We start from the raw sequence: 12,958 nt of genomic DNA, 5'->3' as shown, positions 1-12,958 counted from the left end.
GAGCTCCACGTCATTGCGAGCGCAGCGAAGCAATCCAGCATCGTAGAGCACGGCCGCCCCTGGATTGCTTCGTCGCTCAAGCTCCTCGCAATGACGCCGGAAGGCGGAAACGCCTTACTCCGCAGCCTCTTCCGCCGCCTTCGCAGCCTCGCTCTTCTTCTCGACACGACGCACGGAGAAGATCGACAGCTCGTAGAGAATCAGCATCGGCACGGCGAGCATGAGCTGCGAGATCACGTCCGGCGGGGTCAGCACCGCGGCGACCACGAAGACGAAGACGATCGCGTAGCGGCGCTTGTCCTTCAGGAACTGCGAATCGATGATCCCCGCCTGCCCGAGCAGGGTCAGGATCACCGGCAGCTGGAAGGCGATACCGAAGGCGAAGATCAGCGTCATGATCAGCGCGAGATACTCACTGACCTTGGGCAGGAGCGCGATGCCGGCCTGGCCGTCGGTCGCCTCCTGCTGCATGCCGATGGAGAACTGCATCAGCACCGGCATGGCGAAGAAGAACACCATCGCCGCGCCCAGCAGGAAGAATACCGGCGTCGCCACCAGATAGGGCGCGAAGGCCTGCTTCTCGTTCTTGTAGAGGCCCGGGGCGACGAATTTGTAGATCTGTGTCGCGATCACCGGAAAGGCGAGGAAGCCGGCGCCGAAGGCCGCGATCTTGATCTGGGTGAAGAGGTATTCGAGCGGCGCCGTATAGATGAGCTGGACATTGGCGCCCGGCCCTGCCGCCCAGAGATAGGGCTGCACGAGGATGTTGTAGATCTGCTTGGCCAGCGCGAAGCAGATGAAGAACATGACGAGGAAGGCGATCAGCGACTTGATCAGGCGCGAGCGCAGCTCAACCAGATGCTCCATCAGCGGCGCGCGCGAGGCCTCGATGTCGTCCTCGCCCTCGCGAGGATTGGCGACGCTCATGCCGAAGTCTCCTCGCCCGCAGTCTTGGCGCCAGCGGTCTTGGCGGCGGCCTGCTTGCGCTTGCGGGCAGGCTTGGCGGCTTCCACGACAGGTTTTGCCTCAACAGGCGCCTTGGCTGTCTTCGCCGCGCGAGTGCGCACAGGCTTGGCTGGAGCGGGCGCCTCGACCGGCGCAGGCACAGCAGCAGCCTCGACGGCGGGAACCGCCTCTTCCGCCTTGGCCTTGCGGGCGCGCTTCGGCTTCTCGGCGGGCTTGGCAGCCTCGGTGCCGATCGCGACCGGCGGCAGCGGTTCCGGAAGCGGCAGCGCGGCGAGCTTGGCCTCGGCCTCCTTCATCGCCGCCTCGGTCTTGGCAGCGTCTTCCGACTTCGGAGCCTCGAACTCCTTGATCGGATCGATCGGCTTGAAGTCGTTGTTGAGCGCGCTCGACACCGAGCCGCCGACATCCTCGACCTGCTTCTTCAGGTCGGCGAGTTCGGCTTCGCGCATCGCCTCGTTGAACTGCCCCTGGAACTCCGACGCCATGCGCCGGACCTTGCCGATCGCCTGACCGATCGTGCGCAGGGCTTTGGGCAGGTCCTTGGGGCCGATCACGACAAGCGCGACCGCCCCGATCAGCACCATTTCGCTCCAGGCGATGTCGAACATCGACGGCTTGTCCTCTTAGCGCGCCTGTCGCTCTGCTGCTTCAGCCGAACGACAGGAATTCGCGCAAAATCAAAGTCCCGAGCATGCGGGGCATGCTCGGAGCGGCGCGGTTCACGCGCCGGGCTTCAGGCCTTGTTCTCGGCCTTGGCCTGAGCCTGGGCAGCCGTGTTGGCGGCCTGCGTATGGTCGATCACCTTGGGATCGACGGTGCTGGCGCTCGGCGCGGACTCCTCGTCCTCGGCCATGCCCTTCTTGAACGATTTGATGCCCTTGGCGACATCGCCCATCAGCTCGGACACCTTGCCGCGCCCAAACAGCAGCATCACGATGACGCCGACGACGATCCAGTGCCAAATGCTCACGCCACCCATGGCGAACTCCTCCGAAATTGCCTCAACCGGGGGGAAAATTCCCAACCCGATCCCTACCCGGTCGATCACTCGGCGGCGGAACCTATTGATCTGCCGCCGGAAACACAAGGACTTCGTCGGACGGAATCTCGACGCCGACCTCGTCGCCCACCGCGATCTCGTCCGACAGCGCGGCCCGCACCGTGAGCGGCCGGTCGAAGCCCGCCACTGCCACCTGCAGGTGGTCGACCTCCCCGAGGAAGCGCCGCGCGACGAGCCGGCCCGGCAGGTAGTAACCCTTCGGCACGATGCGGACCCGGTGCGGCCGGATGCAGACGACGGCCTCCGTCCCTTCCGCCAGCCCCGGAGCGGCGAAGCGCCCTAGCGGCGTATCGACCGCCCCGCCGGAGACGCGTCCCTCGACCTCGGTAAGATCGCAGAAGAAGCGGGCAGCAAAGAGGCTGACCGGGTTCCGGTAGAGCTCCTCGCCCGTCCCCGTCTGGACGATGCGGCCGGCCTGCATCAGCACGATCCGGTCCGCGATCCGCATCGCATCCTCGGGATCATGCGTGACGATGACCGAGGTCGCGCCGGTTTCCTCCAGCAGCGCCGCGGTCTCGTCGCGCACCACGTCGCGCAGCCGCCGGTCGAGATTTGAGAAGGGCTCGTCCATCAGCAGGATGCCCGGGCGCGGCGCGATCGCGCGCGCCAGTGCGACGCGCTGCTGCTCCCCGCCCGAGAGCATATGCGGATAGGAGGCGGCCAGTTCGGCAAGGCCGACACGCGCCAGCGCCTTGAGCGCGGTGGCCTCGGTCGCCGCCCCACCCTGCCCGCGCAGGCCGAAGCGGACATTCTCGCTCAGAGTCAGATGCGGAAACAGCGCATAGTCCTGGAAGACGAAGCCGACGCCGCGATGCTCCGGCTCCACGAAGGCCGAAGGCGACGATACGTCCCGCCCTTCGAGCAGGACACGGCCCTCGCTCGGCCGCTCAACGCCGGCGGCGAGCCTGAGCAGCGTCGTCTTGCCGCAGCCCGACTGGCCGAGGAGCGCGACGATCTCGCCCGGCTCGACCGAGAGCGAGACGCCGGACAAGGCCGTCACATCGCCGAAGCGCTGCGTCACGCCCTCGAAGCCGAGCGCCATCGGGATCGCCGCGCCGGCCGTGCCACGCCGGCCCCAGCCGAGCCAACCGGCCTTGATCTCGCTGCGTGCCAAAGATCGCTCCTTGAAAGCCCGTTTCCCCAGCCCTCATCCTGAGCAGCCGGGAGGCTGCTCCTCAGAGAGGTGGGAAAGACGAAGCCGATCGTTCACTCGCCCTGTTGCGGGCCGCCCTCGCCGTCGTCAAGCGGGGAGAACAGATCGCCAAGCGGATCCTCGTCGTCGCGCAGGTCGGGATCGTCGTCGGGCACGGGCACGGTCAGGTCCCGCGTCAGCCGGCCCTCGATGAAGCCGGCGCCCTTCAATTCGTCGAGGCCGGGCAGGTCGTCGATGCGGTCGAGCCCGAAATGGTCGAGGAAGCCCGGCGTCGTGCCATAGGTCACCGGCCGGCCTGGCGAACGGCGCCGGCCGCGCAGGCGAACCCAGCCCGCTTCCAGCAGGATGTCGAGCGTGCCGCGGGCGGTGGCGACGCCGCGGATCTCCTCGATCTCGGCCCGTGTCACCGGCTGGTGATAGGCGATGATCGAAAGCACCTCGAGCGCGGCGCGAGAGAGCTTGCGCGGCGGCTCGGCTTCGGCGGCAAGCAGATAGCCGAGATCCGGCGCCGTGCGGAAGGCGAAGCCGCCCGCGACCGGCCGCAGATTGACGCCGCGCGAGGCATAGACCTCCGTCAGCCGCGCCAGCACCTGTTCCACGGCGATGCCCGCCGGCACGGAGCGCTCCAGCGCCTCGGCCGAGAGCGGCACGGCGGAGGCGAAGAGCAGCGCCTCGACGATGCGCAGCGCCCGCGCGAAGGCCTCTGCCCCGCTGCGGTCGTCATCCTCCTCGATCGCCTCGGCCGCCGCGCCCGTCATGGCGCATCCCGCTTGTCGGCGAAGGGCAGCGCGGCCGGCCGCGCCGAACGACGGCGCACATAGATCGGCGCGAAGGCCTCGTCCTGGCGCAGGTCGAGCACCCCTTCCCGCGCCATCTCCAGCATGGCCGACAGCGCCGAGGCCTTGACCGTGGCCTTCATCTCCCGCGGCGGCAGGCCATGCGAGGCCATGTAGCGGGTGAGATAGCCGTCGATCTCGGTCCAGTCCCCGGCCTCGCCGACCAGCCGCTGCAGCGCCTCGCGCGCCTCGACCAGCGACCAGACGACACGATGGCCGACGGAGATGTGCCCCTGGACCCGCTTCTGCCGCTGATGCGCATAGGCCGCGAGCAGGTCGTAGAGCTCCGCTTCCCAGACCGGCCTCGCCGCGGCAGCGATCTCCTCCGGCGCGCCGCGCGCGAAGACGTCCTGCCCCAGCCGCTCGCGGCCGGTGAGCTTATTGGCGGCGGCACGGATCGCTTCCAGCCGGCGCAGGCGCAGCGCCAGCGCGGCAGCGAGATCGGCCGCACTCGGCTCCTCGCCCTTGGGCGGTTCCGGCAGGAGCAGGCGCGATTTCAGATAGGCGAGCCAGGCCGCCATGACGAGATAGTCGGCCGCAAGTTCAAGTCTCAGCGCCCGCGCCTGCTCGACGAAGACGAGATACTGCTCGGCCAGAGCCAGGATCGAGATGCGATGTAGATCGACCTTCTGCCGTCGTGCGAGATCGAGCAGCAGGTCGAGCGGCCCTTCATAGCCGTCGACATCGACGACGAGCGCAGGTTCGTCTGCGCGCCGGCCGGCATCCTCCTCGAATGGCAGTTCGGCCGTCATGCTGGCCTTGGCCCTCGCCCTTCCCTGCAGTTCCGCAATGATCCCAGTCGCCTGACGCGAGACCCGGACTATCGACTGAAACTGCGATCAAGCCCGGCGACAGGTTCGGCCCTTCAAGCGCCCGACGCAAGAGCGGCGCCAAGTTCTGCGCGCGCGGCTTCGATGTCGAGAGGCTCCGGCTCATGGCGGATGCGGCCGAGTGCGGCCGCGGCGCGGCGTGCCCGCGCCCCGGTCATCTCCGGGACGGCGCCCGCGATCGCGACCATTTCCTCCATGATGCCGTGGCAATGCAGGATCACGTCGACCCCGGCGCGGATGGCCGCCCGCGTTTTGGCCTCGAAGGAACCGGACAGCGCCTTCATCGAGATGTCGTCGGTCATGATCAGCCCGTCGAAGCCGATCTCGCCACGCATGACGTCGCGCACGATCCTGCGCGAGACGGTGGCGGGGTTCTTGGGGTCGAGGGCCGTGAACACGACATGCGCCGTCATGGCCAAAGGCATGTCGGCGAGGTGCCGGAACGGGCGGAAGTCATGCGCCCTGAGTTCCTCCAGCGTCGCATCGACCACTGGCAAGTCGTGATGGCTGTCGGCCCGCGCGCGGCCATGGCCGGGCATGTGCTTGACGACCGGCAGCACGCCGCCGGCGATCAGCCCCTCCGCCGCCGCACGGCCGAGCCGCGCCACCTGATCCGGATCATGGGCATAGGCACGGTCCCCGATCACGTCATGGCTGCCGGCGACCGGCACGTCGAGCACCGGCAGGCAATCGACATCCACGCCCGCGGCTTTCAGGTCATGCGCCATCAGCCGCGCCGAGAGGCGGACGATCTCGCGCTGGCGGATAGGATCGTTGATGCCGAGGAAGGCGCGGGCCGGCGGATATTTCGGCCAGCTCGGCGGCCCCATCCGCTGGACGCGCCCGCCCTCCTGGTCGATCAGGATCGGCGCATGCCGGCCGACGCTCTCGCGCATCTCGGCGGTCAGGGCCGCGACCTGCTCGGGCGACTGCGTATTGCGCTTGAAGAGGATGAAGCCCCAGGGCTGCGCATCGCGGAAGAAGGCGCGCTCGTCCGGGTTGAGGCTCGTGCCGAGGCAACCGGCGATGAAGGCGCGCGATGTCATGCCATCGGGTTAGGAAGCGGCGTGCCGGGCGTCAAGCGATCCGGCCGAGCCGAAAAGAAAATCGGGGCGGCCTTTTGCGGGCCGCCCCTGTTGCCTGGCTTGCGAAAACGATGCTCGCAGCGCCGACTTACTTCATCTGCGCCGACATCTGGGCGTTGAACGCGTCGAAAGGCAGTTCGGCGATGCGGAACCAGAGCTGCTCCTTCTTCCAGTAAGGCAGGAAGGAATCGTAGAACGTCTTGAAGTTGGCGTTCGAGGCCGCGAGCTCGGCATACATCGCGAAAGCCTCCTTGAACGCGGCCTGCATGACCTCCTGCGGGAAGGGCCGCAGTTCCGCGCCCGAGCCGGCGAGGCGGATCATCGCATCCGGATTGCCGTGATCGTATTTCGCGAGGCAGAGCGCATTGGCCTCGGCGCAGGCCGCTTCGACGATCGCCCGGTAGGACGCCGGCAGGGCGTTCCACTTCTCGAGGTTCACGAGGAAGCTGACATTCGCGTTCCCCTCCCAGAAACCGGGGTAGTAGTAGTATTTCGCAACACGCTGGAAGCCGAGCTTCTCGTCGTCGAGGGGACCGGAGAACTCGACGGCATCGAGGGTGCCGCGCTCCAGCGCCGGGTAGATGTCGCCGCCAGCGATCTGCTGCGGCACGACGCCGAGCTTCGACATGATCGTCCCGCCCATGCCGGCGATGCGCATCTTGAGGCCCTTCAGGTCCTCGAGCGTCTTGATCTCCTTGCGGAACCAGCCGCCCATCTGCGCGCCGGTATTGCCGGAGGGGATCGTGAAGAGATTGTAGCCCTTCATGAAATTGCGGCAGAGCTCGAGACCGCCGCCCTGATAGAGCCAGGCGTTCTGCTGGCGGGCGTTGAAGCCGAAGGGCAGCGAGGTTTCGAAAGCGAAGGCGGGGTCCTTGCCGATATAGAAGCTCGACAGGGTGTGGCTGCACTCGACCGTGCCGTTCTGCACGGCATCGAGCGCCTGCAGGCCGGGCACGATCTCGCCGGGCGCGAAGACCTGAATCTGGAAGTTGCCGTCGGTCGCCTCGGCGACGCGCTTCGCGACCTGGGTCGAGAGGCCGAAGAGCGTATCCAGGCTCTTAGGATAGCTCGAAGTCAGGCGCCAGCTGACCTTCGGCTGCGACTGGGCGATGGCAGGAGCGGCGATCGCGGCGCTGCCGGCAGCGCCGGCGCCGGCGACTTTCACGAATTGACGGCGATCCATTGTGTGTCCTCCTGATTCGGCAGCCGCGACCTTCGATGCGGCCCGATCTTGTTGTTGGCGCCCTGATCGCACGCGGATACCCGCCGTACAAGCCCTCCGGCGCCCATCCGATATGGCCGAAATGCAGAGCGGCGGCGCCTTGCCAGGCGCCGCCGCTCATTCATTCGGTTCTATCGATCAGGCGTCAGTTCTTGGCGATGAAGCACTGCCCGCCGGCCGACTGGAGCTGCGAGCACATCGAGGTCGCATCGTCGCGGGAATAGGGCCCGACGCGCAGGCGGAACACGGTCTTGCCACCAGCGAGCTCGGTCTTGCGGATGATCGGCGCCTGGCCGTCAAGCTGCTGCGGATACTTGCGCTGGAGGGCGGCGAAGGTCGCACGCGCCTCGGCCTCGCTGCCCGGCGCGCCGAGCTGCACCACGAAATCGCCGGTGCCGGCCCGGACGGCCGCAGTGGCCGGAGCCGGCGGCGGCGCGGCGGCGGCCGGAGGAGCGCTGACGAGGCGGGTCGGCGCCACGGGCGTCGTAGCGGCGGCCGGGGTCGTCGCCCGCTCCTGCACCTTCGGGGCAACAGGCGGCGCGATCGGCGCGGGGGCCGGGGATGCCACGGCAGCCGGCGACGCGGCGGCAATCCGCAGGGGCGCCTCGGCCGGCGCGGGAATGGAGCGACTGGGAGCCGAGCCGGTCGCGAGCGGCTGGCTTTCGACGGCGATGGGGTTCTGCGCGGGCGTGCCGTCCGGACGGATCGAGACGGTGCGCACGCGGCGCGGCTCGCCAAGGCCCGGCACCGGCGGCATCGGCGTCAGGGCCGGTTCCGGCGGGGTGATGCTGCGCTGGGGCTGGCTGGGCGCGGCGGCGAGTGCGGTGCCGACACCGACGGAGCTGGAGGATGCCGCGGCAGGCTGAGCCATCGGCGCTGCCCCGTTGTTGGCGGTGCCTGGGCCCGGCAGGACAACACGAGCCGGGGTCGAGCGCGCCATCTGCTGCAGGTCGACCGGCTGCTCTTCGCTGGCCACGACCTTGCTCTTGCCCTGAACGGCCTCGGCGCTGCGCTCGTAGATCTGCTTGTTCTGATTCGGGATCTCGGTGCCGCCCGGATTGGCCGGCTCGACCTTGACCGGCCCGCGATCGGCCGCGATCACCGGCGGCTGGCCGTCCTTGATGGCGGAACCGCCGCGCATCGTGAAAGCCGCGCCAGCGCCGACCAGACCAATGGCGATGACCGCGGCGGCCGCCCAGAGCCCCTTGCGCGAACGGCGCGGCTCCAGATCGGGCATCTCGTCTTCATAGCCATGCGGGTTCGCGCCGGCGGGCGCATAGTGATAGGCCGGGGCCTCGTCATAGTCGGCCTCGGCATAATTGCGGTCCGCAGCATAGTTTCTGGGCGTGTTGCCAGACGCGGCATAGTTGCCGGGCGCGGCGTAGGCAGCCGGCGCGACGAAGGCCGGCGGCGCGACGAAGGCCGGCGGAGGAGCGTATGCCTCCATGCTCTCATCGAGATCGCGCGCCTGGACCACCGGCTGCATCGGCGCCGACCGTGCATAGGGCAGCGGCTCGGGCAGGTCGAAATCGTCACGACGCGCCACCGGCTGCAGCGCGGCAGCCGCCATCGGGGCCGGCGCGGGGTCCGACGCAGGCCGCCGCGGATCGGTGCGGCGCAGCAGTGCCTCGAATTCGTCGAGCGCCCCGCGAAGCTCCTCGGGCGGCACATTCGCCAGGGGCGGCACGGCCGGTGCGGCAGCAGGCGCCGGGACGGGCCGCAGCGGCACCGGCTCGAAGCTCGGCGCGCTGTCGAAGCTCGGCTCCTGCCGCAGTTGCGACCGCTGGCCCTGCGGCCGGCGCTCGTTGAAAATATCCTTGAGCGGATCGTCCTGCCCGACGATGCGGGTCAACTCCGCAAGCGGATCCGACGACTGGCCCGGACGCGACTCCTGGCCTGCCGCACGCAGCTGACGCTCGAGTTCTTCCAGGTCGAGCGCGAAACGGTTCCTAGCTGGCTCACTCATGGCACGATCCAATCCAGCACAAGCCGCTTCCTCCTATGGAAGATCGCCGGGCTCGCGCGGTCAACTGACCTTGTGCGCGCTGGCGGCAAGCGGCCGTCAGCGCATCTCTTCCGGCGCCGCAACTCCGGCGACAGCCAGACCGGAAGCAAGGACGCTGCGCACTGCGTGCACGAACGCCAATCTCGCCAAGGTCGACTTTCGATCAGTTTGATTAACGAACCGTAATTGCGGCGAGTCTTTGCCCTTGTTCCACAATGAGTGGAAAGCGCTCGCCAGTTCATGCACAAAAAATGCCACGCGGTGCGGTTCATGGGCTGCGGCGGCCGCTTCGATCACCCGCGGATAGGCCGCGATCGACTTGATGACCCCGACTTCCGACTCGTCGGTCAGAATCGAAAGGTCGGCCCCGGCGAGCGCTGCCGGGGACAAGTCGAGATCCGGAAAGGCCTCGCGCGCCTGCCGGAAGATCGAGGCGCAGCGCGCATGCGCGTACTGGACGTAGAACACCGGGTTGTCCTTCGACTGCTCGACCACCTTGGCGAGGTCGAAATCCAGCGTCGCATCGTTCTTGCGGAAGATCATCATGAAGCGCACCGCATCGCGGCCGACCTCGTCGATGACCTCGCGCAGCGTCACGAAGTCGCCGGAGCGCTTCGACATGCGCACCTGCTCGCCGTTCCGCAGCAGGCGCACGAGCTGGCAGAGCTTGACGTCGAGCGCCCCCTGCCCGTTCGTCACCGCCTTGACCGCCGCCTGCATGCGCTTGACGTAGCCGCCATGATCAGCGCCCCAGACGTCGATCATCTCGGGGAAGCCGCGGGTGAACTTCGAGCGGTGATAGGCGATGTCGTTGGCGAAATAGGTGTAGCTGCCATCCGACTTCAGCAGCGGCCGGTCGACATCGTCGCCGAACGCGGTGGCGCGGAAAAGCGTCTGCTCGCGATCCTCCCAATCCTCGTCCTTCTGGCCCTTGGGCGGCGGCAGCCGGCCCTCGTAGACGAGATCGCGCGAGCGCAGATCCGCGATGGTCTCGCCTACGGCGTCCTTGTTGCCGTCGACCTTCTGCAGCGAGCGTTCGGAGAAGAAGACCTCATGGACGACCCCGAGCGCCGCCAGATCGTCCCGGATCATCGCCATCATGCCGTCGATCGCGGCACTGCGGACCAGCGGCAGCCACTCGGCTTCAGCCTTGTCCTTCAGCGCCGGGCCATGGGCCTTCGCCAGCGTCTCGCCGACGGACTTCAGGTAGTCGCCGGGGTAGAGCCCCTCCGGGATCGGGCCGATGTCCTCGCCGAGCGCCTCGCGATAGCGCAGGAAGGCTGAGCGGGCGAGCACGTCGACCTGCGCGCCGGCGTCGTTGATGTAATACTCGCGGGTGACGTTGTGGCCGGCGAAGGCGAGCAGGCTCGCCAGCGCATCGCCGAAAACCGCCCCGCGGCCATGGCCGACATGCATCGGGCCGGTCGGATTGGCCGAGACATACTCGACATTGACCTTCGGCTCGGCCTTCGCCGGCCCGCGCCCATAGTCCAGCCCCGCCGCGATGGCAGATTTCAGCACGGCAGTGAACACCGCCGGCTGCAGGGTCAGGTTGATGAAGCCCGGGCCCGCGATCTCGGCCTTCGCGATCTCGGGATCCTTCGAGAGCTCCTCGACCAGCAGGGCCGCCAACGCGCGCGGGTTCGTGCCGGCATCCTTGGCCAGCACCATCGCCGCATTGGTGGCGAGGTCGCCATGGGCCGGGTCCTTGGTTGGCTCGACCACGACACGCGCGAGATTGAGCCCCTCGGGCAGCGCGCCTCGCCCGGCGAGCGCCGAGAGTGCGGCATGGAGACGGGCGGAATAGATCTCGAACAGGTTCATCGCGGTCACATCTTGTCCGTTGAAAGCCCTAGATCATCGCGCGTCCTAAAGGACGTGATCACGATGATCTATCTCGTTGTTCTCGCATCGGATTTTTCCGAAAAGTGGATTCCACTTTTCGGTCCGATGCTACAGAGCCCTCATCCTGAGGAGCAAGCGAAGCTTGCGTCTCGAAGGATGCTCCAGATTGTTCCGGAGCCTCCTGGACCATCCTTCGAGACGCGCTTCCATGAAGCGCTCCTCAGGATGAGGGCTCATTCAGGCTCGAACATCTGGTAAGGCCGCCCGGCCCTATCGCAGCGAGGGGGTGGCGTCAAACAGGCGGCGATGCTCGTCGAGCGCGTACCAGTCGGTCATGCCGGCGATATAGTCGGCAATGCGCCGCATCCGGCGATGCTGGTCGAGGCCTTCGCAGCCCGCGGCCCATTCGTCCGGCATCAGCCCCGGTTGCTCGCTGAAGCGCGCGAAGAGATCGCGCACCACCTGCGCGGCCCTCGTCCGGATCGGCACGATGCGGGGATGGCGATACATGCTGGGATAGAGGAAGCCCTTGATGTCGCGGTCCGCCGCCGTGATCGCGGCCGAGAAGGCGACGACCGGCATCTGCGCCCGGCGGATAGCGTCCGCGTCGGCCGGCGCCAAGGCCGCGAGCCGCGCCTGAGCCTCCCCGATCACATCCTCGACGAAGCGCGTGATGACACGCCGCACCAGCTCATTGGCCTGTCGGGAGCCGTCGAGACCGGGGTGCAGCCGCTCGACCTCGTCGAGCAGCCCCGCCAGGAACGGCACGGCCCGCAGCTCGGCGGTGCCGAACAGCCCGGCCCTCAGCCCGTCATCGATGTCATGGGCGTTGTAGGCGATGTCGTCGGCCAGCGCCGCGACCTGCGCCTCCGCCGAGGCATAGCTGTCGAGCCAGAGGTCCTGCTTCTCCTGATATTCGAGGATCGCGGCCGGAATGCCGGTCTTCGCATAGCGAGCCGTCGGTCGACCCGCGGCATCGAGCAGCGGGCCATTGTGCTTGACCAGCCCCTCCAGCGTCTCCCAGCTCAGGTTGAGCCCGTCGAAATCGGCATAGCGTCGCTCCAGCCGCGTCACGATCCTGAGCGTCTGGGCATTGTGGTCGAAGCCGCCGAAGCCCGCCATGCATTCGTCGAGCGCATCCTCGCCGGTATGGCCGAAGGGCGTGTGGCCGAGGTCATGCGCCAGCGCCAGCGCCTCCGCCAGATCCTCGTCGAGGCCGAGCGCGCGGGCGAGCGCCCGCGCAATCTGCGCCACCTCGATCGTATGCGTCAGCCGCGTGCGATAATGATCGCCCTCATGCGAGACGAACACCTGGGTCTTGTGCTTGAGACGGCGGAAGGCCGTCGAATGGATGATGCGGTCCCGGTCGCGCTGGAATTCGCCGCGAGTCGCCGAAACCGGCTCTGCGATGAGCCGCCCGCGGCTCAAGGAAGAGCGGCAGGCATAAGGCGCGCGCCAGCGCTCGCCGGGCTCGATACCGGCTGGTGGAAACGGGCTGGCTGGATTCGGCATGGCGGCCCCGCGGACGCACTCGGCTTGTAGAGGCGCTGCCGGGGCATTACCTTCCGGGGCAAGCAGGGTGCAAGGAGCATCTGACTATGACGACCGAACTCGCGGTCAATCAGCACGGCGTCGCGGTGACGGAGAACGCCGCTAAACGAATTCTGTCGGTGATGGCGAAGGAGCCGCCCGGCTCGATGCTGCGCGTCAGCGTCTCGGGCGGCGGCTGTTCGGGCTTCCAGTACGTCTTCGACGTCGACCGGGAGAAGGCTGCCGACGATCTCGTCATCGAACGCGACGGCGCCACCGTCCTGATCGACGAGACCTCGCTCGGGCTGCTGGAAGGCTCGACCATCGACTTCGTCGACGATCTGATCGGCCAGTCCTTCCGCATCATCAATCCGAACGCCACGAGTTCCTGCGGCTGCGGCACGTCGTTCGCGCTCTGAGACCGGC

The 12,958-nt window shown here is 67.8% G+C and carries 12 protein-coding genes; 1 reads left to right on the top strand and 11 read right to left on the bottom strand.

Annotated elements, in window-relative coordinates; genetic code table 11:
* Positions 1–114: 114 nt before the first annotated feature.
* The 11 genes from tatC to BoBH3_RS22805 all read right to left on the bottom strand — a co-directional run bounded on the left by tatC (position 115) and on the right by BoBH3_RS22805 (position 12,514).
* The gene (gene tatC, locus BoBH3_RS22855) at positions 115–927 is read right to left on the bottom strand and encodes a twin-arginine translocase subunit TatC (RefSeq protein ID WP_262333167.1); all 813 of its coding nucleotides are present in this window, start codon (positions 925–927) and stop codon (positions 115–117) included.
* Positions 924–1,574, bottom strand: a complete 651-nt coding sequence (tatB, locus tag BoBH3_RS22850) for a Sec-independent protein translocase protein TatB (RefSeq protein ID WP_262333166.1) — start codon at positions 1,572–1,574, stop codon at positions 924–926. Before tatB ends, tatC begins: the two co-directional genes overlap by 4 nt.
* A gap of 125 nt (positions 1,575–1,699) precedes the next feature.
* On the bottom strand, positions 1,700–1,945 hold the full coding sequence (locus BoBH3_RS22845) for a twin-arginine translocase TatA/TatE family subunit (RefSeq protein ID WP_262333165.1): 246 nt from the start codon (positions 1,943–1,945) through the stop codon (positions 1,700–1,702).
* 82 nt (positions 1,946–2,027) lie between these two features.
* Positions 2,028–3,068, bottom strand: coding sequence for an ABC transporter ATP-binding protein (locus tag BoBH3_RS22840; protein ID WP_410050645.1), 1,041 nt, complete (start codon positions 3,066–3,068; stop codon positions 2,028–2,030).
* A 164-nt stretch (positions 3,069–3,232) separates the two neighbouring features.
* Entirely contained in the window at positions 3,233–3,937 is a 705-nt protein-coding gene (gene scpB / locus BoBH3_RS22835; protein ID WP_262333163.1) for an SMC-Scp complex subunit ScpB, read from the bottom strand.
* On the bottom strand, positions 3,934–4,767 hold the full coding sequence (locus tag BoBH3_RS22830; protein WP_262333162.1) for a segregation and condensation protein A: 834 nt from the start codon (positions 4,765–4,767) through the stop codon (positions 3,934–3,936). The genes scpB and BoBH3_RS22830 overlap by 4 nt, the downstream gene beginning before the upstream one ends.
* A 113-nt stretch (positions 4,768–4,880) precedes the next feature.
* Entirely contained in the window at positions 4,881–5,891 is a 1,011-nt protein-coding gene (gene nagZ / locus BoBH3_RS22825) for a beta-N-acetylhexosaminidase (protein ID WP_262333161.1), read from the bottom strand.
* A 127-nt stretch (positions 5,892–6,018) separates the two neighbouring features.
* Positions 6,019–7,113 (bottom strand): TRAP transporter substrate-binding protein, encoded by a 1,095-nt coding sequence (locus BoBH3_RS22820; RefSeq protein ID WP_262333160.1) that lies wholly within the window; start codon positions 7,111–7,113, stop codon positions 6,019–6,021.
* Positions 7,114–7,297: 184 nt separating this feature from the next.
* Positions 7,298–9,118 carry an SPOR domain-containing protein gene (locus BoBH3_RS22815; RefSeq protein ID WP_262333159.1) on the bottom strand — a complete coding sequence of 607 codons (1,821 nt, stop codon included), beginning with the start codon at positions 9,116–9,118 and terminating at the stop codon, positions 7,298–7,300.
* A 96-nt stretch (positions 9,119–9,214) separates the two neighbouring features.
* On the bottom strand, positions 9,215–10,981 hold the full coding sequence (gene argS, locus BoBH3_RS22810; protein WP_262333270.1) for an arginine--tRNA ligase: 1,767 nt from the start codon (positions 10,979–10,981) through the stop codon (positions 9,215–9,217).
* A 291-nt stretch (positions 10,982–11,272) separates the two neighbouring features.
* On the bottom strand, positions 11,273–12,514 hold the full coding sequence (locus tag BoBH3_RS22805) for a deoxyguanosinetriphosphate triphosphohydrolase (protein WP_262333158.1): 1,242 nt from the start codon (positions 12,512–12,514) through the stop codon (positions 11,273–11,275).
* Between the two features lie 86 nt (positions 12,515–12,600).
* On the opposite strand from BoBH3_RS22805, the gene BoBH3_RS22800 reads away from it, so the two are divergent.
* Positions 12,601–12,951 carry a HesB/IscA family protein gene (locus BoBH3_RS22800; RefSeq protein WP_262333157.1) on the top strand — a complete coding sequence of 117 codons (351 nt, stop codon included), beginning with the start codon at positions 12,601–12,603 and terminating at the stop codon, positions 12,949–12,951.
* The last annotated feature ends 7 nt before the right edge of the window (positions 12,952–12,958 follow it).

The sequence above is a fragment of the Allobosea sp. BH3 genome, from assembly GCF_025499465.1.
Classification (GTDB): Bacteria; Pseudomonadota; Alphaproteobacteria; order Rhizobiales; family Beijerinckiaceae; genus Allobosea.
Note: the sequence above shows the minus strand (reverse complement) of the source record. Positions and strands in the feature narration are given on the sequence as shown.